The organism is Faecalicatena orotica (assembly GCF_003149245.1).
Lineage (GTDB): Bacteria > Bacillota > Clostridia > Lachnospirales > Lachnospiraceae > Faecalicatena_A > Faecalicatena_A orotica.
In genome coordinates, this window is sequence record NZ_QGDL01000005.1 from 123776 (window position 1) to 148193 (window position 24418).

Annotated in this window: 23 protein-coding genes; all 23 read left to right on the plus strand. The window is 45.5% G+C overall.

Annotated elements, in window-relative coordinates; genetic code table 11:
* The first annotated feature begins 1 nt into the window (after position 1).
* Complete coding sequence (locus A8806_RS09535; protein WP_109730960.1) at positions 2 to 1753, plus strand: ABC transporter ATP-binding protein; 1752 nt, start codon at positions 2 to 4, stop codon at positions 1751 to 1753.
* On the plus strand, positions 1746 to 3644 hold the full coding sequence (locus A8806_RS09540) for an ABC transporter ATP-binding protein (RefSeq protein WP_242996027.1): 1899 nt from the start codon (positions 1746 to 1748) through the stop codon (positions 3642 to 3644). Before A8806_RS09535 ends, A8806_RS09540 begins: the two co-directional genes overlap by 8 nt.
* 175 nt (positions 3645 to 3819) lie before the next feature.
* Entirely contained in the window at positions 3820 to 4767 is a 948-nt protein-coding gene (locus A8806_RS09545) for an alpha/beta hydrolase (protein ID WP_109730962.1), read from the plus strand.
* 3 nt (positions 4768 to 4770) lie between these two features.
* A complete protein-coding gene (locus tag A8806_RS09550; protein ID WP_109730963.1) occupies positions 4771 to 6585 on the plus strand; it encodes a DUF6320 domain-containing protein in 1815 nt (604 codons plus the stop codon).
* Positions 6586 to 6794: 209 nt separating this feature from the next.
* Complete coding sequence (locus A8806_RS09555; protein ID WP_109730964.1) at positions 6795 to 8072, plus strand: dihydroorotase; 1278 nt, start codon at positions 6795 to 6797, stop codon at positions 8070 to 8072.
* Positions 8073 to 8147: 75 nt separating this feature from the next.
* Positions 8148 to 9074 (plus strand): orotidine-5'-phosphate decarboxylase, encoded by a 927-nt coding sequence (pyrF, locus tag A8806_RS09560; protein ID WP_109730965.1) that lies wholly within the window; start codon positions 8148 to 8150, stop codon positions 9072 to 9074.
* Between the two features lie 23 nt (positions 9075 to 9097).
* Entirely contained in the window at positions 9098 to 9880 is a 783-nt protein-coding gene (locus A8806_RS09565) for a dihydroorotate dehydrogenase electron transfer subunit (protein ID WP_109730966.1), read from the plus strand.
* Complete coding sequence (locus A8806_RS09570; protein ID WP_109730967.1) at positions 9880 to 10782, plus strand: dihydroorotate dehydrogenase; 903 nt, start codon at positions 9880 to 9882, stop codon at positions 10780 to 10782. The genes A8806_RS09565 and A8806_RS09570 overlap by 1 nt, the downstream gene beginning before the upstream one ends.
* Positions 10783 to 10809: 27 nt before the next feature.
* Positions 10810 to 11484: an orotate phosphoribosyltransferase gene (pyrE, locus tag A8806_RS09575; RefSeq protein ID WP_109730968.1), complete on the plus strand. Its 675-nt coding sequence runs from the start codon at positions 10810 to 10812 to the stop codon at positions 11482 to 11484.
* 44 nt (positions 11485 to 11528) lie between these two features.
* Positions 11529 to 11678, plus strand: a complete 150-nt coding sequence (locus A8806_RS26155; RefSeq protein WP_181368649.1) for a hypothetical protein — start codon at positions 11529 to 11531, stop codon at positions 11676 to 11678.
* A 104-nt stretch (positions 11679 to 11782) separates the two neighbouring features.
* Positions 11783 to 12226 (plus strand): VanZ family protein, encoded by a 444-nt coding sequence (locus A8806_RS09580; protein WP_416388172.1) that lies wholly within the window; start codon positions 11783 to 11785, stop codon positions 12224 to 12226.
* Entirely contained in the window at positions 12201 to 12578 is a 378-nt protein-coding gene (locus tag A8806_RS09585) for a DUF6142 family protein (protein ID WP_109730970.1), read from the plus strand. The genes A8806_RS09580 and A8806_RS09585 overlap by 26 nt, the downstream gene beginning before the upstream one ends.
* On the plus strand, positions 12579 to 14654 hold the full coding sequence (locus tag A8806_RS09590) for an aminopeptidase (RefSeq protein ID WP_109730971.1): 2076 nt from the start codon (positions 12579 to 12581) through the stop codon (positions 14652 to 14654).
* A 31-nt stretch (positions 14655 to 14685) separates the two neighbouring features.
* The gene (gene purE, locus A8806_RS09595) at positions 14686 to 15198 is read left to right on the plus strand and encodes a 5-(carboxyamino)imidazole ribonucleotide mutase (protein ID WP_109730972.1); all 513 of its coding nucleotides are present in this window, start codon (positions 14686 to 14688) and stop codon (positions 15196 to 15198) included.
* 72 nt (positions 15199 to 15270) lie between these two features.
* The gene (gene purM / locus A8806_RS09600) at positions 15271 to 16296 is read left to right on the plus strand and encodes a phosphoribosylformylglycinamidine cyclo-ligase (protein ID WP_109730973.1); all 1026 of its coding nucleotides are present in this window, start codon (positions 15271 to 15273) and stop codon (positions 16294 to 16296) included.
* Complete coding sequence (gene purN, locus A8806_RS09605; RefSeq protein ID WP_109730974.1) at positions 16290 to 16916, plus strand: phosphoribosylglycinamide formyltransferase; 627 nt, start codon at positions 16290 to 16292, stop codon at positions 16914 to 16916. The genes purM and purN overlap by 7 nt, the downstream gene beginning before the upstream one ends.
* A gap of 53 nt (positions 16917 to 16969) precedes the next feature.
* Positions 16970 to 18241, plus strand: a complete 1272-nt coding sequence (purD, locus tag A8806_RS09610; protein ID WP_109730975.1) for a phosphoribosylamine--glycine ligase — start codon at positions 16970 to 16972, stop codon at positions 18239 to 18241.
* Positions 18242 to 18556: 315 nt separating this feature from the next.
* The gene (locus tag A8806_RS09615) at positions 18557 to 20614 is read left to right on the plus strand and encodes a penicillin-binding transpeptidase domain-containing protein (RefSeq protein ID WP_109731117.1); all 2058 of its coding nucleotides are present in this window, start codon (positions 18557 to 18559) and stop codon (positions 20612 to 20614) included.
* Positions 20615 to 20642: 28 nt separating this feature from the next.
* Entirely contained in the window at positions 20643 to 21299 is a 657-nt protein-coding gene (locus A8806_RS09620) for a Crp/Fnr family transcriptional regulator (RefSeq protein ID WP_109730976.1), read from the plus strand.
* Between the two features lie 238 nt (positions 21300 to 21537).
* Positions 21538 to 21846, plus strand: a complete 309-nt coding sequence (trxA, locus tag A8806_RS09625) for a thioredoxin (protein WP_109730977.1) — start codon at positions 21538 to 21540, stop codon at positions 21844 to 21846.
* A gap of 779 nt (positions 21847 to 22625) precedes the next feature.
* On the plus strand, positions 22626 to 23009 hold the full coding sequence (locus A8806_RS09630; RefSeq protein ID WP_109730978.1) for an SPASM domain-containing protein: 384 nt from the start codon (positions 22626 to 22628) through the stop codon (positions 23007 to 23009).
* A 116-nt stretch (positions 23010 to 23125) separates the two neighbouring features.
* The gene (locus A8806_RS09635) at positions 23126 to 23596 is read left to right on the plus strand and encodes a hypothetical protein (protein ID WP_181368650.1); all 471 of its coding nucleotides are present in this window, start codon (positions 23126 to 23128) and stop codon (positions 23594 to 23596) included.
* On the plus strand, positions 23569 to 24390 hold the full coding sequence (locus A8806_RS09640) for a hypothetical protein (protein ID WP_109730980.1): 822 nt from the start codon (positions 23569 to 23571) through the stop codon (positions 24388 to 24390). The genes A8806_RS09635 and A8806_RS09640 overlap by 28 nt, the downstream gene beginning before the upstream one ends.
* Positions 24391 to 24418 lie beyond the last annotated feature (28 nt).

Genomic DNA, 24418 nt, shown 5'->3' on the forward strand with positions numbered 1-24418 from the left:
AATGATTAAAACATTGGCAAAAAGTATCAGAGAATATAAAAAAGATTCCATTCTGACTCCCATACTGGTATCACTGGAAGTAGTAATGGAAGTAATCATTCCGCTGCTGATGGCGAACCTGATTGATTATGGTATCGATGAAGGTAATATGGGGTATATATGGAAAATGGGGATTACCCTTCTAATAGCAGCGTTTCTCTCCCTGTTTTTCGGAGCAGCGGCAGGAAAGACGGCGGCATATGCGTCTGCGGGGCTCGCAAAGAACCTGCGGAAGGATATGTACTATAATGTACAGAATTTCTCTTTTTCGAACATCGACAAGTTTTCTACGTCAAGTCTCGTTACCAGACTCACAACGGATGTTACAAATGTACAGAATGCATACCAGATGATGATACGTATGGCTATGAGGGCGCCGGTTATGCTGATATTCTCATTGGTCTGTGCCTTCCGCGTCAGCGCGAAGCTGTCTATGGTGTTTCTCATCTGTGTGCCGGTTCTTGGAATCGGCCTGTATGTGATCATGACAAGGGTACACCCGATTTTTAGGAGGGTGTTTAAGACCTATGATAAATTAAACAATGTCGTACAGGAAAATGTACGCGGGATCCGCGTCGTAAAATCATTTGTCAGGGAGGATTACGAGGATCAGAAGTTCGGGAATATTTCCGAGATGATCTACAAAGATTTTTCAAAGGCGGAGAAGACGATCGCATTTAACATGCCTCTCATGCAGTTCTGTATGTATGCCTGTATGCTTGTGTTTTCATGGTTCGGGGCAAGGGCTATCATTGCAAGCGGCGGAAACCCGGCAGTTGGTCTGAGTACGGGCGGTCTTATGAGTCTGATCACGTATGCGATGCAGGTATTAATGGCCCTGATGATGCTGTCCATGGTATTCGTTATGATTACGATGTCAAAGGCATCTGTAGAGCGTATCTATGAAATTCTGACTGAGGAAAGCAGCCTGAAAAACGGGGAAAACCCGGTCATGGATGTGAAGGATGGTTCCATTGAGTTTGAAAATGTTTCGTTCAGCTATTCCAATAAGGCACATAAAAAATGTCTCGATAATATCAATCTGAGCATCCACTCTGGTGAGACAATCGGTATTATCGGGGGAACGGGTACGTCAAAATCGAGTCTGGTGCAGCTGATCCCAAGACTCTATGATGTTACCGAAGGCTCCCTGAAGGTGGGCGGTGTGGATGTCCGCGATTATGATATCGAAGCACTCCGTAATCAGGTTGCTATGGTGCTTCAGAAGAACGAACTCTTCTCCGGAACGATTAAGGAGAATCTGCGCTGGGGAAATGAGCACGCATCGGACGAAGAACTGATCCATGCCTGCCAGCTGGCCCAGGCGGATGATTTTGTACGCCGGTTCCCGAATGGGTATGATACTTATATTGAGCAGGGTGGTTCCAATGTATCGGGCGGACAGAAGCAGCGCCTCTGTATCGCCCGTGCACTCCTGAAAAAACCGAAGATACTGATACTCGACGATTCTACGAGTGCAGTGGACACGAAGACGGATGCAATGATCAGAAGGGCATTCCGTGAGGAGATTCCGGATACAACCAAGATTATTATTGCACAGAGGATTTCCTCCGTGGAAGATGCGGACCAGATCATCGTCCTGGATGATGGAAAGATCGATGGTCTGGGAACGCATGAAGAACTGTTGAATAGCAATGCAATTTATAAAGAAGTTTTTGAATCCCAGCAGAAGGGAGGAAATGAAGATGAATGAGAAAAAGAAAGTTCAGAAACTGGATATGAGTACATTGAAGCGTATTCTGGATTATCTGAAGGAGTATAAGGGACGTTTTCTTTTCGTACTGATCTGTATTCTGGTAAGTGCGGGGGCAAGTGTCATGGCGTCCTTATTTTTACAGGTATTGATTGACGATTACATCACTCCGCTGCTTGTACAGGCGGTGCCGGATTTCAGCGGGTTGTTCAGGGCGATTATCCTGCTTGCCGGAGTCTACCTGATCGGGGTTCTTGCAACGCTGTTCTATAACCGGATCATGGCGGTTATTTCACAGGGGACTCTGAAGAAGATCAGGGATGAGATGTTTTCGCATATGCAGACTCTGCCAGTCAAATATTTTGATACACATTCCCACGGGGATATTATGAGTCACTATACGAATGACACAGACACACTTCGGCAGATGATCTCCCAGAGCGTTCCGCAGCTGTTTTCTTCAATCGTTACTATTGTAGCAGTATTCTTTGCCATGCTGTCCATTAGTGTCTGGCTGACCCTGTTCGTGCTCGTATTCATCGTGCTGATCCTGCAGGTTGTGAAAAAAGTAGCCGGCAACAGCGGAAAGTATTTTGTCAGGCAGCAGGCATCGATTGGTGATGTGAATGGTTATATAGAAGAAATGATTAACGGGCAGAAAGTGGTAAAAGTATTCTGTCATGAGGAAAAGGCAAAGGAAATATTCGATAAGAAGAATGAAAAGCTTTTTGGAGAGGCTGCACAGGCAAACACCTATGCAAACGTGCTGATGCCGATTATGAATAACTTTGGCTATGTCCTGTATGTGCTCGTTGCGATTGCAGGCGGTGCAATGGGGATCAGCGGAGTTACCAATATAAGCCTGACAGGGGTGGACGTGATCTCCCTCGGTATGATAGCATCCTTCCTACAGTTATCAAGGAGCTTTATCCAGCCGCTCGGGCAGGTCTCCCAGCAGCTGAGTGCGATCATCATGGCTCTGGCAGGTGCGAAGCGTATCTTTGAACTGATTGATGAGGAGAGTGAAGTTGACGATGGTTATGTGACGCTTGTCAATGCCAGATATGTCGACGGGGAGCTTACAGAGACGCCAGAGCGTACCGGGCTGTGGGCATGGAAACACCCGCATGAGGATGGTACCCTGACTTATACGGAGTTAACGGGTGAAGTGCGCATGTTTGATGTAGATTTCGGCTATAATGAAGATAAAGTCGTGCTCCATAACATCACACTTTATGCCGAGCCGGGCCAGAAGGTGGCCTTCGTAGGGGCAACTGGGGCCGGTAAGACAACAATTACGAATCTGATCAACCGGTTCTACGATATCGCTGATGGAAAGATCCGGTACGACGGTATTAATATCAATAAGATAAAGAAGCCGGATCTGCGCCGGTCTCTTGGAATCGTACTCCAGGATGTCAACCTGTTTACGGGCACAGTCATGGAAAACCTGCGTTACGGGAAACTGGACGCCACGGATGAGGAATGTATTGCAGCGGCGAAACGCGCCAACGCGGATGGATTCATCCGGATGCTGCCGGACGGTTATGACACAGTTCTGTCGGGTGACGGAAGCGGATTGTCACAGGGGCAGCGCCAGTTGATTTCGATTGCCAGGGCTGCAGTTGCCGATCCGCCGGTTATGATACTGGACGAGGCGACGTCTTCGATTGACACAAGAACTGAGGCGATCGTGCAGCGGGGGATGGATGCCCTGATGAAGGGAAGAACGGTATTTGTAATTGCACACAGGCTTTCTACCGTACAGAATTCTGATGTGATCATGGTTCTGGAACAGGGCGAGATCATAGAGCGTGGAAGCCATGAGGAATTGATTGCGAAACACGGGAAATACTATCAGCTCTACACAGGGGCTTTTGAACTGTCTTAGATAAGGAGTATGAATATCTGGTTTGAAGAGGAAACGGAAGTGTTTTTTGAATACTTCCGTTTCCTCTTTTTACTTTAAATATGAATTTTCATATACGATCAGAGAATTCTGGTTTGTGTATTGCAGTATTTGATGTTAAAATGGTAAAGAAACAGGCGGAATGATAGGAGAATTTATGGCAATTAATAATACTACCAGAATGATTTTAAAGGCACTTTCTTTTGACGGGATCGAGGTCGAGGCGTCAAGGCATCTGGCGGATCTGAAACGGCTGGACCCTATGAAGATTTTTTATAAGACGATTGATTATAAGATATATAACGGTGAGCATGAGGTGCCGACGAGGATTTTTTTCCCGAATGAGAAGGCATTTCATAATATGGGGCCGAACCAGCACAGGGTCATGCTCTTTATACATGGGGGCGGATGGGTGACCGAGAGCGTGGATAATTACGAGCGGATCTGTGCCCGCATGGCAAATGCAACGGAGCATGTGGTCGTAGCCGTGGATTACAGGCTGGCACCGGAGAACAAGTTCCCGGACGGTCTGGAAGACTGTTATGCAGTAGCGAAGGCTATTTTCAGGAACCGTTTTATTCTGAATGTGGAACCGGATGATATTACCCTGATTGGAGACAGTGCAGGAGGGAACCTTGTGGCGGCACTGTCGCTTATGGCAAGGGATAAAGGAGAATTCCTTCCGAAGAGGCAGATTCTGATTTACCCGGCGGTCAGCAATGATTACTCTGAGGATTCTCCTTTCGAATCTGTGCGGGAAAATGGAACAGATTATCTTCTGACGGCGGGAAAGATGAGAGACTACCTTAATCTCTATGCAAGGAGTGAGGAAGATAAACAGAATCCGTATTTTGCACCGATTCTGGCCAAAGATCTTTCGAATCAGCCGGATACATTGATTCTGACTGCAGAATATGACCCACTTCGGGATGAAGGAGAGGCATACGGGGAACGCTTGAAAGAAGCGGGTAACCGGGTGGAGATCTGCAGGATTCAAGATGCCCTGCACGGTTATTTTGCATTGGGAATTAAGAACTTTTATGTGCAGGAGAGTTTTGACCATATTAATGAATTCCTGAAAAATGAGTTTGTCCGGGAGGTGTAAGGTGTGCAGCAGACTAGAGCGTATTGGAGAAAACTGGATAATGCGGCGAAATTATTTTCGGCGACCAGCAACAAGAAGGACACCAGAGTGTTCCGCTTCTATTGCGTTTTAAAAGAGGAAGTAGACCAGGAGAGACTGCAGGAAGCACTGGACAAGACCCTTGTGACTTATCCTGTATTTTTGTCGGTCATGCGCAAGGGGCTGTTCTGGCATTATCTAGAGAAGAGCGGGCTTAGGCCGGTTGTGCGTGAGGAATACAGGGAGCCGTGCAGTAATCTTTATGTCCGGGATAAGAAGGACTTGCTGTTTGAGGTGACCTATTATGGAAGGCGGATTAATTTCGAGGTGTTCCACGCCCTGACAGACGGGACGGGGGCGACGGAATTTCTGCGTGAACTTGTGAAGAATTACCTGTATCTTACGCACCGGGGAGACGGCCTTGCAGACCAGCCCCTTCTGGACGGAGATGTGACGATACAGGATCAGGAGAATGACAGTTTTTCAAAGTATTATTCGGAAGTTAAGAAGAAAAAGGAGAAGAAGCCAAGGGCCTACCAGCTGAAGAAGCCGCGCAAGGAGACTGGCAGGCTTCAGGTAAATGAATCGGTTCTCTCGGTGAAAGCTGTACTTGCACGTTCCAGGGAGCTGGGGGTGTCGATGACGGTCTTCCTGACAACGGTCTTTTTGATGGCGATTCACAAGGAGATGACGAAGCAGCAGGAGAAGCATCCGGTCGTACTGATGGTGCCTGTGAATCTGAGGAAGTTCTTCGCGTCTGATTCTATGCTGAATTTCTTCAACTGGATTGAGCCGGGATATCATTTCGGAGAAGGAGGCGGCAGTTTTGAAGAAGTACTGCAGCACGTGAAGGAATATTTTGAGAAAGAACTGACAACGGAGCGTGTGGCAAAGCATATGAACGAATTGATTACGCTGGAGATGCACCCGATTCTCCGTCTTGCACCACTGGAATTGAAAAATCTCGGAATCCGGGCAGGGGCAAGGCTTGCCGAACGTGATGTAACTGCCATATTTTCGAATATGAGTGCCGTGAAAATGCCAAAGGATTACGAAGTTTATATTGAGAGGTTCGGAGTCTATACGAGTACGCCGAAGATTGAACTGTGTATGTGTTCGTTTGGAGATAAGCTTTCCTTAGGTTTTACATCCAGATTCGACACCTTGAATATCCAGCGGAATTTTTACCGTATTCTGAAGGAGCAGGGGATTGAGGCAGAGAAGGTTGAACCGGAATTTCCGGAGCCGGATGTGCCGAGTGAACTTGAGATGAAAGTATTCCGGTTCTTTTCATTCTTCTGCCTGGTGGCTGCGGTTGTGTTTGTGGCACTGGACTTTAATTACCATCCATCGGTGCGCTGGACCCTGTTTACGGCGGCGGGAATCGGAAGTATGTGGCTGGCTCTCGCGATCGGATTTGTTAAGCGGTATAACCTTATGAAGAATGCTATGTGGCAATTGATTATTGTGACGGTGGGCTGTATCTTATGGGATGCCTTTACCGGCTGGCATGGGTGGTCGGTGGATTTTGTCCTTCCGATCGTGTGCATGGTCATCCTGTTTTCTATGTTTATTATTACAAAGGTGCAGAAAAACACGGCTCGTGAGTATATGATCTATTTTGTTATGGCGGGCGGCTACGGGGTGATTCTCCCCCTGATCCTGCTATTGACAAATGTGGTGAAGTTTAAGATTATATGTACAATCTGTGTCGGGGTATGTTTTCTGTTCCTTGCGGCTCTGGTGATTTTTAAGGGAAAAGAATTCAGGGAAGAGATGCATAAGAAGTTTCATGTGTGATGTGCCGGAAGGCAGTCATAAAAGCATAAGGAGCGGGCTTTAAAGGGCGGTTGGGACCAGATCGCCGGAAGGGGACTGCGTCTTATGCTTTTTTGACGGAAATATGCGGTTTTGGGACTTTGATTTTGGATTGTATTACTTGCGCTGTTTGTGGTATTATAAATCTATATATACAAATGTGTTATAGAAATGAGGAAGGACAAGACAATATGAAATTATTGATTCGAAACGGACACGTTTTAGATCCATTTACAGGGCTGGACGGCATCAGTGATGTGCTCGTGGAAGACAGCAGGATCGTGAAGGTTGCTGAGGGTATTCAGGAGACGGCAGACCAGACGATCGATGCATCCGGCTCTTATGTTATGCCCGGATTTATTGACCTGCATGTGCATTTACGAGACCCGGGCCTGACACATAAAGAGACACTGGAAACAGGCGGCAGGGCCGCGGCGCGCGGCGGGGTTACAACCATGTGCGCGATGCCGAATACGAAGCCCGTCACTGATATGAAAGAGATGGTAGCTGACCTGCACAGAAGGGCGGCAGAAGAATCTCCTGTCCATGTGATACAACTTGGAGCTGTTACGAAGGGGGAGATGGGAGAAGAACTTTCCGATATTAAGGGAATGGCGGAAGCAGGATGCCATGCCATCAGTGAAGATGGAAAGTCCGTCATGGATGCCTCCCTGTACAGAAAGGCCATGAGGATAGCGAAAGAGAATGGAATCTCTGTATTCGCCCACTGTGAGGACATTAATATGGTAGAAGGCGGCGTCATGAACGCCGGGGCAAAGGCAGAAGAACTGGGCGTGAAGGGGATCAGCAACGCGGTGGAGGATGTCATCGTTGCGAGAGACATCCTGCTGGCAAAAGAGACAGGCGTCCGCCTGCACCTGTGCCACTGCTCCACGGCAGACAGCGTGAAGATGATAGCCGCAGCAAAGAAAGAAGGTCTTCCCGTAACCGGAGAAGTCTGCCCGCACCATTTTATCTTATCCACAGATGATATAAAGGAGAACAACGGCCAGTATAAGATGAACCCGCCGCTTCGTTCACCGGAAGATGTGGAAGCATTGCGGGAAGGCTTAAAGAACGGTATCATGGATGTGATCTCCACAGACCATGCGCCGCATGCAGAGGAAGAAAAGAACCTCCCGATGGAAAAAGCATTTTTCGGAATCGTCGGTCTTGAGACAAGCGCATGCCTGACCTATACAGAACTGGTAGAAAAGGGAGTACTCACACCCATGCAGATGGCAGAGAAGATGAGCTACAATCCCGCGCAGATACTCGGACTCCAGGACAAAGGGTCAATATCCGCAGGAAAGACGGCCGATATCGTAGTCTTTGATCCGGCCGCAGAATACAGAATCGATAAGAATACATTCCTGTCAAAAGGAAAGAACACACCGTTTGACGGATACCCGGTAAAGGGAGAAGTACTGTACACCATCGTAGATGGAGCAATTGTATATGCAAAATAAAAAATGGAACGCAAAGGGGTCTGACCCTTTTGCGGTCCGTTTTCAGAACATTCAGATAATTTAGGAGGATTTTTCATGATTAACAAGCTGGTTGAGAAGATTAAGAAGACGGGTGCCCCGATTGTGGTTGGTTTGGATCCTATGCTTTCGTATATTCCGGAGCATGTGCAGAAGAAGGCGTTTGCTGAATACGGGGAGACGCTGGAAGGGGCTGCGGAGGCGATCTGGCAGTTTAATAAGGAGATTGTGGACAAGACGTATGACCTGATTCCTGCTGTGAAACCGCAGATTGCGATGTATGAGCAGTTTGGCGTGCCGGGGATCATGGCTTTTAAGAAGACGGTTGATTATTGTAAGGAAAAAGATCTTGTGGTTATCGGTGATATTAAGAGGGGCGATATCGGCTCGACTTCAGCGGCTTATGCAGTTGGTCACCTAGGAAGGGTAAAAGTGGGAAGCAAGGAATATGTCCCGTTTGATGAAGACTTTGCAACGGTGAACCCTTATCTGGGGTCAGACGGGCTGAATCCGTTTATTGATGTGTGCAAGTCTGAGAAGAAAGGGCTGTTTATTCTTGTGAAGACATCCAATCCTTCCAGCGGAGAGTTTCAGGACCAGTTAATCGACGGCAGGCCTCTCTATGAGCTGGTCGGCGAGAAGGTGGCAGAGTGGGGCGAGCAGTGCATGGGAGACGAGTACAGCTATATCGGTGCTGTTGTCGGCGCAACTTACCCGGAAATGGGGAAAGTACTCCGCAGGGTGATGCCGAAGTCTTATATTCTGGTGCCGGGTTATGGCGCGCAGGGCGGACAGGGCAAGGACCTTGTTCATTTCTTCAATGAGGATGGACTCGGGGCAATTGTTAATTCTTCCAGAGGTATTATTGCAGCCTATAAGCAGGAAGCCTATGCGAAGTTTGGACCGGCGAATTTCGGGGATGCATCCAGAGCTGCCGTAGAAGCGATGGTATCTGATATCAGCCAGGCACTGGCGGGAAGATAAAGACAGGTAAAAGGAGAACAACAATGTCTAATAAACGTAAAGAATCTGCCATGATCGTTTCTCAGGAATATATTGGGGCAGACATCTACAGTATGTGGATTCAGACAGAAGAGATTGCGTCTCTGGCAGTGCCGGGACAGTTCATCTCTATGTATACAAAAGACGGGAGCAAGCTGCTCCCACGCCCAATCAGCCTCTGTGAAATCGACAGGGACAGAAAGCTGATCCGCGTCGTATACCGGGTGACCGGGGAAGGGACGGGGACAGAACAATTCTCTGAACTTATCAAGGGAGACTGGATTGATATTCTGGGCCCTCTGGGAAATGGTTTCCCTCTGGATAAAGCGGAAGGGAAAAAGGCAATGCTTATCGGAGGCGGAATCGGGGTGCCGCCGATGCTCGAACTGGCAAAACAGCTGGATACAGAGAAAGTACTTGTTATGGGTTACCGTGATGAACAGTTCTTAGCAGATGAGTTCAGTATCTGCGGTAATTTCTATGTTGCAACAGAGGACGGCAGCGCGGGAACAAAAGGAAATGTTATGGATGCAATTGCTGCAAATGACCTGTCAGCGGATATTATTTATGCATGCGGACCGGCTCCCATGCTTCGTGCAATTAAGCAGTATGCCGAAGAAAAAAACATTGTATGCTATGTATCTATGGAGGAACGGATGGCTTGCGGGATTGGTGCCTGTCTGGCCTGTGTGTGCAAATCTAGAGAGATTGACAGCCACAGCCATGTCCATAATAAGCGCGTCTGCAAAGACGGCCCGGTATTTTTGTCAACGGAGGTGGAAATCTAATGAATACAACAGTGAATCTTGCCGGTGTTGAGTTAAAGAACCCGGTTATGACGGCCTCAGGGACATTTGGTTCGGGGGAAGAATACAGTGAATTCGTAGATTTAAACCGTCTCGGTGCAGTCGTGACAAAGGGCGTGGCGAATGTGCCGTGGCCCGGGAACCCGACACCGAGGATCGCGGAGACTTACGGCGGCATGATGAATGCAATCGGCCTGCAGAACCCGGGAATCGATGTATTCTGTGAGAGGGACATCCCTTTCCTGAAAAAGTTTGATACGAAGATCATCGTTAACGTCTGCGGAAAGTCCACAGAAGAATATTGCGAAGTCGTCGAGCGTCTGGCAGATGAACCCGTGGATATGCTGGAGATCAATATTTCCTGTCCGAACGTAAAGGAAGGCGGGATCGCATTCGGCCAGAACCCGAAGGCAGTGGAAGATATTACAAGAGAAGTGAAAAAATATGCGAAACAGCCAGTCATTATGAAGCTGAGTCCGAATGTGACAGACATTACCGAGACTGCCAAAGCGGCCGAGGCCGGCGGGGCGGATGTGCTTTCCCTGATCAACACACTGACAGGGATGAAGATAGACATTCACAGACAAACCTTTGCAATCGCCAATAAGACTGGTGGATTGTCAGGCCCGGCAGTAAAACCTGTTGCCGTAAGAATGGTATATCAGGTGGCAAATGCCGTGAAGGTTCCGATCATCGGTATGGGCGGAATTTCCACATATGAGGATGCGGTGGAATTCATCCTTGCCGGTGCCAGCGCGGTTTCGGTCGGTACGGCAAACTTCTTTAATCCGGCGGCAACAATGGAAATCGTAGAAGGCATTGAAAAGTACATGGAACGATATCATTTTGAAAACATACAGGATATGACAGGGATTGTAAAATAGAAGTTATATAATAGAAGGAGAACCATCATGGAACAGTATAAACAGGAATTTATTGAATTTATGATTGACTGTGAAGTATTAAAATTTGGAGATTTTGTGACAAAGAGCGGAAGAAAAACCCCGTTTTTTGTAAACACAGGTTTTTACCGTACAGGGGCACAGTTACGCAGGCTGGGCGAGTACTATGCAAAGGCAATCAACGAGAAGTTTGGATTTGATTTCGACGTATTGTTCGGACCTGCATACAAGGGAATCCCACTGACCGTTGCAGCTACAATTGCAATCAGCGAAATTTATGGCAAAGATATTAAATACTGCTCTAACAGAAAAGAAGTCAAAGACCACGGCGATAAGGGAATCCTTCTGGGAAGCCCGATTCAGGATGGAGATAAGGTCGTAATTATCGAGGATGTTACAACTGCCGGGACATCCATTCAGGAGACGCTTCCGATCATTCAGGCACAGGGAAATGTATCCCCGATCGGACTGGTCGTATCTGTGGACAGGATGGAACGCGGGCAGGGGGACAAGAGCGCCCTGGCCGAAATTCAGGAGAAGTACGGACTTGAGACTACCGCGATCGTAACAATGGCGGAAGTGGTTGAACATCTGTACAACAGGCCGTACAAAGGCAAGGTGATTATCGATGATGCATTAAAGGCAGCGATCGATGCATATTATGAGGAATACGGCGTAAAATAGTGTAACTTCGGGACAGACAGCATAAATATTAGGAGGTAATCAAGATGGAAAAGGCTTATAAGACAATGTCAACTGCAGGAGCAGGGAGCATTGTACTGGGAATTATTATGATTGTGACAGGCGTTGCGGCAGGCATCATTACGATTATCAATGGGGCACGTCTGCTGAAGAACAAGAATGAAATTACATTCTAAGTTCAGAATGTATCGTGAATAAGGTTACTGTCCACATTTTTCAGGTGTGCACAGTATAAAGGGGTAGAAATTTGAGCCAGAAACAAGTTAAGAAGCTTCGTACAATGGGGAAGGTGATGTTTGTACTTTACATTTTCTTCCTCCTGTACTTTCTGATTTTTTCAGACTGGTACGGCCGTACCGGTGTCTATGTGGAATACCGGTATAATTTGATACTTTTTAAAGAGATAAAGCGATTCATTGAATACCGGGAAGAACTGGGAGCCTTCGCGGTATTCACTAATTTATTCGGGAATATACTGATATTTGTGCCATACGGATTTTTTATCTCAATGGCCAGCAGGGCCAGAGGTTTTTTCATGACACTATTTTACAGCTTCGGTCTAAGCCTTTGTGTGGAGATTTTCCAGCTGATCACAAAAGTAGGCAGTTTTGATGTGGATGATATCCTGCTGAATACAATCGGAGGCTTGCTGGGGTATATTTTTTTCATAATTTGCAATATGATAAGGAGACGGCATAATGGGCGCAGGAAAAAAAGACGCTAGGGACAGGCAGAAGGAACAGGAGAAAGAGCGTAAAAAAAGAGGATCGAGGAAATACGGACAGGCGAAAATGAAACATTCCCGTATGGGAATCTACTCCTGTGTGTATGCAGGCGCATCCTTTGCACTGATTCTGAGCTGTATCCTCGTTGCGTTCATCATGCGTGGAAAGACATGGGCATTTCTGGGAGGGTTCGGCCTTCTGTCGGCCGTGCTGGCAGTTCTGGGAATACGGGCATCCATTAAGGGGATGCGTGAAAGAGAAAAAAATTATATTACCTGTAAGGCGGGACTGGCGGGGAATATCGTCATCCTGCTGGGGCTGTTAACGATATTTATAGGAGGGCTAAAGTAAATGGTGTGGAAGGAATGGCAGGCAGAGAGAAATTTACAGTGTCAGGAGAGGCATGAGCTTTCGATAGAAAGGATGAAGCAGATTGCGGCGGAGGAGACTGCCGGGGTACAGATCCGCCCGTATTTTCAGGCTGTGAGTGCATTTTTGCTGGAACTGGAAGCTGTGCGTAGGAAGATTGAGAGCGGGCAGTGGGAGGAAGCCAGTATTGAAACGATGCAGAACTTTAACCAGGCGCTCTATGCGGATATTCTGGAGGGGCGGTATGAAACAAGTTATGCAGACCCGGCATATGCGGTGCGGCTGCTTGGCGAAGAGTATGGACAGCTTCTGAGTATGCTGTATACAGAAATGCGCGGGGGAATTCCATATGTCTTTGAGAACCGGATGGATTACCTGACGATTTTGAACGAGCTGTTTATCGAAGTATACAACTGCTTCGAAACAGAAGAACTTCCGGAGTATAAGACATTGAAGGAGATTATCTACTGGTATGCCAGTGATTACTGCGATGTATTTCTGGCGGACCGTATTGAAGAGCAGATCTGGCCGGATTATTCCTTTGCGGCAGACATTATCATGAATGCGGATCTGGATGATGAAAGATACCTGTACCGCTTCGGTGAATATATTACGGAAAATGAGCTTGGAACGGCCAGACATCTGCAAAGCCTCAGCGTGGATATACTTCAGAAGATGGCGGATGTCTACACGGAAGGCTACCGGGTTGGCTTTATCAATACCGGAAAAGACCTGTCCAAAAAGTCAGTTGTTAATATCCGCTACAGCCTTGGCTTTGAAAAAGTAGTCAGGCTGGCCATCCGCAATTTTGAAAAAATGGGATTGAAACCGGTGATTTACCGCGCTTCTTCCAGTGTGATTACGAAAAAAGAACAATTTAAGGTTGGCTACTACGGTGCAATTGCAAATAAACAATATGAATATGACCACCGCTCGGATCAGGCACTGTTTATGGATAAACGGTATATTGAGCGAAAGCTGGATGTCATCCGGAATGTTTATGAGAAAAACAAAGAGCAGGCAGCGCAGTTTGCGGGCCCTGCCGTAATGGAGATATTCGGGGAGAAGCCGTTTTCACCGGAAGCGAAACCGGAGGCCGTTGGTTACAGCGAGTCACAGCGTTCACTGTCTCTTCTCTATGACAGCAAGTCAGGGCAGCTGACGAACCAGTATATCAAGGGCGAAGAGCGCAGTTTCACAATCATCGCTTATCCGGTTCCGGAGATCGGGGACGAATATGCAGCCATCTTCGATGAGGTGATCCGTATCAACACTCTGGATGCCTCACTTTATGAGAAGGTCCAGCAGACACTGATTGATGCGCTGGATCAGGGAGAATACGTCCATATTCTCGGGAAAGGCGGAAACGAGACGGATCTGAAAGTCAGGCTGTTCCATCTGAATGACCCTGAAAAAGAGACGATATTCGAGAACTGCGTGGCGGATGTCAATATACCGGCAGGGGAAGTATTTACCTCGCCCGTTCTGGAAGGAACGGAAGGGACACTGCATGTAAGCCGCGTGTACCTTAATGAACTGCAGTACCGGAATCTGAAAATCGTCTTCAAAGACGGGATGATCGAAGATTATACATGTACGAATTTCGAGAAAGAAGAAGATAACAAAAAGTATATCTATGAAAATGTACTGCATAACCATAAGACACTCCCGCTTGGTGAGTTTGCAGTCGGAACAAATACGACTGCCTATGTGGCGGCTAAAAAGTTTGGTATAGAAGATAAGATGCCGATCCTGATCGCTGAGAAGATGGGACCACATTTTGCGGTGGGGGATACATGCTACAGCTGGAGCGAGGACGTGAAAGTCTATAATCCCAATGGAAAAGAAATTGTGGCAAAAGATAATTCAGTGTCCGTTCTGCGCAGGGAAGACCCGGTAAAAGCATACTTCCAGTGCCATACAGATATAACCATACCTTATGAAGAGTTAGAAGAAATAAGTGTAGTGACAAAAGAAGGAAAAAATATTATACTATTGAAAGACGGAAGGTTTGTACTGGAAGGAACAGAGGACCTGAATAAGCCTTTTAATGTATAAAAGAAATACCAAATGAGAAAGGTGGATAAATATGCCAAGAGTAGGAATTGTAATGGGAAGCGACTCTGACCTGAAGGTCATGAGTAAAGCCGCAGGTATGCTGGAGAAGCTGGGGATTGATTATGAGATGACGATCATTTCCGCGCACCGCGAGCCGGATGTATTTTTTGAGTGGGCCAAGGCAGCAGAAGGAAAAGGAATCAAAGTAATCATCGCAGGTGCCGGCATGGCAGCACATCTGCCGGGAATGTGCGCAGCACTGTTTCCGATGCCGGTTGTAGGTGTTCCGATGTCAGGAAAGAATCTGGCAGGAGAAGATGCACTGTTTTCAATCGTTCAGATGCCGCCGGGAATCCCTGTGGCAACAGTTGCTATTGACGGTGGAATGAATGCCGCAATTCTGGCAGCAAAGATTCTCGCAACATCAGACGCAGAGCTTCTGGAAAAATTGAAAGCATACTCTGTAGAGATGAAGGAGACGGTTCAGGGCAAAGCCGAAAAGCTGAATGAAATCGGCTACGAAGCTTATCTGGCACAGAAATAAGAATAGATAAAATACCAAAAACCGTCGGACAGGCGGTTTTTGGCGTGTGAAAAAACAGATTGGAGAATAGGTATGGATTATAAGAACGCGGGCGTTGATATTGAAGCAGGTTACAAATCAGTAGAGCTTATGAAGAAGCATGTGCAGGAGACTATGAGGCCGGAAGTGCTCACGAATCTGGGAGGATTTTCTGGGGCATTTTCTATGGAAAAGTTTAAGGATATGGAGAAACCGACCCTTGTTTCCGGTACGGATGGTGTAGGAACAAAGCTGAAACTGGCATTTATCCTGGATAAGCATGACACGATCGGAATCGACTGTGTTGCAATGTGTGTCAATGATATTGCGTGTGCAGGCGGGGAACCGCTGTTCTTCCTTGATTATATTGCATGCGGCAAGAATGAACCGGAGAAGATTGCGACAATCGTAAGCGGTGTGGCTGACGGGTGTAAACAGTCCAATGCTGCCCTGATCGGCGGAGAGACAGCAGAGATGCCCGGATTTTACCCTGTGGATGAATACGACCTTGCAGGATTTGCAGTAGGTGTAGTGGACGAAAAAGACCTGATTACAGGAAAAGACTTAAAGACAGGGGACATCCTGATCGGTATGGCTTCTTCCGGTGTACACAGTAATGGTTTTTCACTTGTAAGAAAAGTATTCAATATGAAGAGAGAAGCGCTTGATACATATTATGACAGTCTGGGATGCACGCTGGGCGAGGCACTTCTGGCTCCGACCAAGATTTATGTAAAGGCGCTTAGCAGCGTAAAAGCGGCAGGCGTTACGATTAAGGCATGCAGCCATATCACAGGCGGCGGATTCTATGAGAATGTGCCCCGTATGCTGAAAGATGATACACATGCTGTTATTAAGAAAGACAGTTACCCGATCCCGCCGATCTTTAAGATGTTATCCGTGGACGGGGATATCGAAGAACAGATGATGTACAACACCTTCAATATGGGACTCGGTATGATTCTTGCAGTGGATGCGGCTGACGTAGAGAAGACAATGGATGCCATCAAGGCAGCAGGGGAAGCTCCGTATGTAGTCGGACAGATCGAAGCAGGTGAAAAAGGAGTCAGCTTATGCTAAAGATAGTAGTTCTCGTTTCCGGGGGCGGCACGAATCTGCAGGCGGTCATCGACGGTGTTAAGGATGGTACAATCTCCAACACAGAGATCGCGGGGGTAATCAGCAACAATAAGAATGCTTATGCTCTGGAACGTGCGAAGGAAAATGGAATTCCGGAATTGTGTGTATCGCCGAAGGATTATGACTCCAGAGAGCTTTTCAATGAGAAGTTTCTCGAGGCTGTGGATAGTTTTGAACCGGATCTGATCGTTTTGGCAGGTTTCCTTGTCGTGATTCCTGCTGCTATGATTGAAAAATACAGAAACCGTATGATCAATATTCACCCGTCCCTGATTCCGTCATTCTGCGGAAAGGGATATTACGGGCTGAAGGTTCACGAGGCTGCGCTTTCACGCGGTGTGAAGGTTGTCGGTGCGACGGTGCATTTTGTGGATGAGGGGACGGACACCGGACCGATTATCCTGCAGAAGGCAGTGGAAGTGGAAGCCGGGGATACCCCCAAGATCCTGCAGCGCCGGGTGATGGAACAGGCTGAGTGGAAGATCCTGCCGAGGGCAATTGACCTGATTGCAAACGGGAAAGTAACTGTCAGGGACAACAGGACAATTATTGCAGAGTAACTTATGATAACAGATGACAAAAAAAGAAGATACAAAGTATAGAGGAGGCTGCCATGAAGGTATTGATTGTAGGAAGCGGTGGAAGAGAACATGCAATTGCAGAAAGTGCTGCAAAAAGCGACAAGGTTGAGAAGATGTATTGTGCACCGGGCAACGCAGGAATTGCAGAATATGCAGAGTGTGTGGATATCGGCGCGATGGAATTTGACAGACTGGTTGCTTTTGCAAAAGAGAAGGCGGTTGACCTCGTGATCGTCGGCATGGATGATCCGCTGGTCGGAGGGCTGGTCGATGAGATGGAGGCGGCAGGCATCCGGACATTCGGACCGCGTAAGAATGCGGCAATCCTGGAAGGGTCCAAGGCATTTTCAAAGGACCTGATGAAAAAATACAATATACCAACAGCAGCTTATGAAAACTTTACTGACCCGGACAAAGCACTTGCTTATCTGGAGAATGCAAAGTTCCCGATTGTCTTAAAGGCCGACGGGCTTGCACTCGGCAAGGGTGTGCTGATCTGCAATACGCTGGAAGAAGCAAAAGAAGGTGTGAAGACAATCATGCTGGATAAGAAGTTCGGTTCAGCGGGGAATGAAATGGTAATCGAAGAATTCATGACAGGCCGTGAAGTTTCCGTGCTTTCTTTCGTAGATGGCAAGACAATTAAGACCATGACCTCTGCGCAGGACCATAAACGTGCAGGAGACGGGGATACCGGGCTGAATACGGGAGGAATGGGAACATTTTCCCCTAGTCCGTTTTACACGAAGGAAGTGGAAGACTTCTGTAATAAATATGTATATCAGGCAACAGTCGATGCTATGGCAGCAGAGGGCAGGGAATTTAAGGGGATTATTTTCTTCGGCCTGATGCTGACAGAGGGCGGGACAAAAGTGCTGGAATATAATGCACGTTTTGGAGATCCTGAGGCACAGGTTGTTCTTCCGCGTATGAAAAACGACCTGATCGATGTGATTGAGGCGTGCATCGACGGGACACTGGATCAGATCGACCTGCAGTTTGAAGATAATGCCGCTGTATGCGTCGTTCTGGCTTCTGACGGTTACCCGGTTAAGTATGAAAAGGGGCTGCCGATCACAGGGCTGGATGAATTCAAGAAGCATGAAGGATATTACTGCTTCCATGCAGGAACGAAATTCGACGGAGACCAGATCGTGACAAACGGCGGACGCGTCCTCGGTGTGACCGCGAAAGGAAAAGACCTGAAAGAAGCACGCGCCAATGCATATGCTGCAACGGAGTGGGTACATTTTGATAATAAATACATGAGGCACGATATCGGAAAAGCGATCGACGAAGCGTAAGGGATTGCTAACGAAAAGCGCAGCGGCCGAAGGGGCAGCGGCGGAGTTTACCACATCATTTTGAGGATGGTGCGGTCCGCCCGGAAAGTTGTTTAAGTAACAGCGTTTCACTCTTCATCCGCTGCGATTTTTTCTTCTTTTCATAAATAATTTTGAGTATTCTGGCGCTTCTGATTGACAGACAAAGATTACAATTGTAATATTAGAAATATAGTTTGCATGGAGATGTGTTTCAAAGAAAGGCAGGGGAGCGTTTTGGCGAGCAGGAAAGATTATCTTAAAAAGAAGAACCATAAGGGGAGCAGCAGAGGAAATATGAATAGCAGGGGTCACAGGAAAAAGTGGATATTGCCGGTGGTTATCATCGTGATACTTGTGGTGGCGGCTGTGGCAGGTTTCTTTGTCTGGAAGATGTTCCAGATGAAGGCCACACCTGAGGAGACTGTGGCGGAATATTTTTCGTACCTGAATCAGGGGAAGTACGAAAAGATGTATGAGATGCTGAGTGAAGATTCGAAAAAGGAGATTTCCAAGGAAGACTTTGTGACGCGCAACCAGAATATTTATGATGGAATTGAAGCATCTGATATTCAGGTTAAAGTGAAAGGGGATGCTGAGCTAAAGGATGGGAAGAAACAGGCATATGTTTCCTATTCCACGGTCATGGAGACTTCGGCGGATGAGATTTCTTTTGACAATAAAATGAAGCTGGTCAAAGAAGATAAATATTATCGGATTGACTGGGATTCTACTTTGATCTTTCCGTCCCTTAAGAATGATTACAAGGTACAGATTAATACAGAACCGGCTGTCCGGGGTTCCATTCTGGACAGGAACGGACAGATGCTTGCAGGGCAGGGAATTGTGTCAGAGGTCGGGATTGTGCCGGGCAAGCTGGGAGATAATAAGGATGAGTCCGTGAAAAAGATTGCAGACATTCTCGGAATAACTGCAGATAATATCAACCAGAAGCTGGGAGCTTCTTATGTGAAGGATGATTCATTCGTTCCTGTGAAGGAGATTCGGAAGGAAGACTCTGCCACGGAAGAGGCGCTTTTGAAGATTGCAGGCATCATGATTAATGATAAAGAAGAACGTGTGTATCCACTCGGGGATGCGGCCGGGCACCTGACGGGCTATGTTCAGGCCGTGACAGCAGAAGACCTGGAAGAGCTGAAAGGGAAAGGGTATCATGAGAACAGCGTGATTGGAAAAGCAGGTCTGGAGAGGGCGCTTGAGGATGACTTGAGGGCCGTTGACGGATGCACAATTGATATTGTGGATGCCGATGGTGTGAAAATAGAAACGCTGGCCCTGAAGCCTGCCGAGAATGGGAAGGATGTCAAGGTTACGATTGATTCACAGATGCAGAAGAATGCACACCAGCAGTTTGCTTCAGACCCGGGAACGGCGGTGGCCATGAATCCAAAAAACGGGGAGGTGCTCGCGTTGGTCAGCACGCCGGGATATGACCCGAATGAATTTATCATGGGCATGTCCGATAAGCGCTGGAAGGAACTTAACGATGACAAGAATAAACCTCTCACCAACCGATGGTATAATACATGGGTTCCGGGCTCAACTTTTAAGGCCGTGACTGCGGCGATCGGCGTGGACAGCGGGAAGCTTAAACCGGATGAAAATCTGGGGTATGTAGGCTTAAGCTGGCAGAAAGATGCGAGTTGGGGAGACTATTTTGTGACGACGCTGACAGATTACGGGCAGGAAGTAAATCTGGAAAATGCACTTGTTTATTCGGATAATATTTATTTTGCAAGGGCAGCTCTTATGATTGGTGAAGATACCCTGAAAGAGAAGTTCAAGGCAATGGGATTTGATGAGGATATCCCGTTTGAGATGGGGATTGTCAGTTCAACGTATGACGATGATGACAAGATAGATTCCGAAATCCAGCTGGCTGACACAGGATACGGACAGGGGCAGCTTCTGGTAAATCCGGTCCATATGGTGTCTATGTACACGATGTTCGTCAATGGCGGCAGTATGATTGAACCGACGATTTTATATGAAGATAATGCACAGCCCAAGATATGGAAGAAAAATGTTGTTTCAGCAGAGACGGCGGAACTTGTAAAAAATGACCTGATCCAGGTGATTGAGAATCCGTCAGGAACCGGTGCCAGCGCCAAGATAGACGGCGTGACGATGCTCGGAAAAACCGGGACTGCTGAGATCAAGGAAAGCCAGGATGATACCGACGGTGTGGAGCGTGGATGGTTTGTGTGTGAGACAACAGAGGATATCGCGAAACCGGTAGTCGTTGCAGGAATGGTAGAGGACGTTAAGGATAAGGGCGGAAGCGGCTATGTAACCGCTAAAGTGAGGGAGATTGTGGCAGCATATGAGCAGTAATAAAAGGATTGGTATAGGTGAGGTATAAATGAGAGAATTACTGGAACAGACTCTTCCTTTCTGGGAAGAACTTACAAAGAGTGAGCAGGACGCACTCGTTGAAAGGGTGACGGAAAGTTCTGTGAAAAAAGGGACCATGCTCCATTATGGCGGCAAGGAATGTGCCGGGGTGCAGATTATCAAAGAGGGGCAGGCGAGGGTCTTTGTTACATCTCCCGGTGGCGGTGAGATTACGCTGTTCCGCCTGCTTGATGGAGATGTCAGCATCTTAAGCGCGGCGTGCATGATGAAAGGTCTGGACATTGAACTGGATATGGAGCTGGAAGAGGATTCCGTAATCTGTACGATTCCCAAGTGCCTGTACAAGGAAATCAGCGACCAGAATGCAAAGGTTAAGGATTATACGCTGGAGATGATATCTGAAAAGTTTTCGGACATCATGTGGCTGTTTAACCAATATGTGTTTTCAAATGTCGCGTCGAGACTTGCGGATGCGATTCTGGAACACCGGGCGCTTGCCGGTTCAGATACACTGGCAATCACACATGATGCCCTTGCACGCGATCTCGGTACGGCAAGGGAGGTTGTAACAAGACTTCTGAAACAATTTCAGACGGACGGTCTCGTAAAACTGACCCGCGGGCATATTGAAGTATTGGATGCAGCAAAACTGGGCAAAGTATAAAAAGGGCTGCGGTGAGCTTCCTTTGGGGGGCCACAGTAACTAAAAAAGCTCGTTTTGTGATTTTGTCACAGAAGAAACACGGGAATGTGATATACTATTTACACTTAGCGAGGTCTTATTGAGCTTAGTGAAAATGCATACCTGAACACTTGGTGAGGTTCTTTCGAACCTAGTGTTCATGGTATACTGTAACCATAGTCAACAAATCTTAATTCATATATCTAAGGAGGAAATAAAAATGTCAGTAGTGAAACTTACAACAGAAAATTTTGAACAGGAAGTTTTAAAGTCAGATAAGCCGGTGCTGGTTGATTTTTACGCAGACTGGTGCGGTCCATGCAAGATGATGGGACCGGTAGTCGAAGAGATTGCATCCGAAAAGTCAGATGTAAAGGTCGGCAAGCTGAACATAGATGAAGAGATGGAGATCGCCCAGAAATATGGCGTTATGAGTATTCCGACCTTTATCGTGTTTAAAGACGGTAATGTATCTAAAAAGGATATGGGAGCAAAACCAAAGAGTGCGGTTCTCTCTTTATTTGAGTAAAAGTAGTAATTGTTTAGTCGGACTGTGCATATACTGCACAGTCCGTATGTGCCTGCTTATCGGTAGTGTAAATAAATTTATGTCTTTGGTAAAAAGTGGATCCTTCCCTGTAATTTCTCTGCCATCTTCCGCAGTCGAACAGTTCCTCTTGTTGGCTCATCGCGTCCTTTTTCTTTTGCGTGTTTAACTTCTTTCATAATACCATTTTCCGACGTTTCATGCACGGAGGGATGGGCTTTTTTCTCCAATATTTATAAATTCCCATGTTAATACCTGCTGTTCACATCAGCCAGCGATGAGAACCTCTTGGGACGGGCTTTGTAGTTAGGAAGCATCTGTACCCATTCCTGTTCCGTTTTAGAAACAGAATTTGTTTGGTGAAATACGTCTAGTGAGGTTGCTTTTTGATCTATGGAATACATAAAATGGCTCCCTTAGCGACTTATGATAGTCTCGTTTTTGTCCGTATCCTCAGAATATACGTGAAGAAAGAGGGCTGCATATAAGGTGATAAAGTATAGATAAAAATATTATTTTGTCAAGGAAAGTTAAGAAAAGAATGTTAAAAAATAGACAGATATAGAGTACTGAATTTGTGAAAAATTAACATTGAATACATTTTTTTATGAGAGTATTATGTGGTTAATACATATGTGACAATATATGGTAACGTAATATTGTTAATTATAATGAAAAATTTGAAAATTAAAAATTGTAGAAAATCATTTTTCGAAAGAAATTGGTGAAATAAAACTGAATATTTGTCAGAACAAATTGGTATGAATTATAATCAAAATGAATATGGGAAAGCGCAATATCAATATTGGTGGTCAACATCACCAATATTGTTAGGATATTACGTAGATAGTGAGTTGAATACATACCGCTGCATAACGACAGTTGCTAATAGAAAATATAGTCTTGGAAAATTGGACGATACAACATATTCCTCGTATTTGGAGAGAGATAATTTCTCCCAAAATGTCTTTTCGGATCCAAAATGCATTCATTGTGAAATCAGGGGATTCTGTGGAGGAGGATGTATTTTAGAAAAAGAATATCGTAAAAATGAGGCTTGTATTTATGAAAAAAACTCGTTTGATGATTTTATCAATCGGATTTTTAAACCTAAGTTTAAAAAAATATATGAAGGAATTATGTAGAAGAAATGAGGAACTTTTTAAATAAACATAGTGGTACATTTTTGTTTTTTGTAGTATTAGAGCAGATAATAGTTGCTTTTTCAACTTTTTGTATGATTAAACTAGGAACAGGAATTATGGATGAACATGGTTTAATATGGTTTTGGGAGTTTGTAATATCTCTTGTTATTGTTTTTGTTCCAAGAATATTTAAGCAAAAATGTATGGTAAAGGCAAAATATGCATCCTTTAAACGCTATGTTTCTTTATATGAAAAAAATTTGTATAATTACCCTTTTTTAAAGACAAATCATGAATTTTGTAAAAAGAGACAATCCTTTTTTCACAATCAAACATGGCAAGTCATTGAAGAAACATATGCTTTTGTGGGAGATTTCTCTGCAACAGTTCTAAATGTTTTATTTAATATCTTAGTAATAGGATTATCTTTAAATATCAGATTTTTTGTGGCATATATTTGTTCCGCGTGTGTTATTGCGGTTGGTCTGTTTTCGACAAAAAAATTATTGGAAAAAAAAGTAGTGTTGCACAAGTTACTCAGAGCAGTGTGCAGGGGGCAATGTTTGATGGATGGGATACTCTTTTAATCGGCAATCGTTATAACTGGTCTCAATGGATGCAGTCATTTAAAGCAAAAATGAAAGAAGCTGAACAAGCAGAAGTGAATTATAATATACTTAATAATTTTATATCCTTTCTCATTATGGCTGGAAGCATTATACCGATAATTTTTGTAACTGTAAAAATGATTTTGAATAATTTGAATAGTGTAGGGATGTTAACGGCCATACTTGTAACATTGCCAAGACAGGTTAGTAATATACAATATTTAAGCATTGTGATTGAATATCTTACAGAACTTGTTGGGATTAAGGAAAAGATAAATAATATCAATGATGCTTTGAAAAAAGTAGAGCATCCCGAAAAATATTATGGAACAATAGAATGGAATAATATTTCTTTTTCTATTTGTGGACGAGAGTATATATTTTGTAATTTGGAAGAATGCATGAACTTTTTAGTGGAATGTGTAAATAATGGTGAATCTGGAAGGGTGGTTATAAAAGGGAAAAATGGAAGTGGGAAAACTACGTTACTAATGCTAATAAAAGAATATTTCGGTAATGATGCATATCTTTTTCCAAATCATACGCGACTTTACTTTGAAAAGAGCGATGTGAAAGAGTATTCTACTGGTCAGAGATTTAAAGCGAACATAGAAGAACTTATTAAGAATAATATTCAAAGTCAAGTGAAACTATTTCTTTTTGATGAATGGAATGCTAATCTGGATATACATAATCAAGCAGCAGTTTCAGAATACATAGATCAGTTAGCAGCTACATTAATGGTTGTTGAAGTGAGGAATAGAGAATTGTGATTTTAAAATGTAGCAGAAAAATTATTAT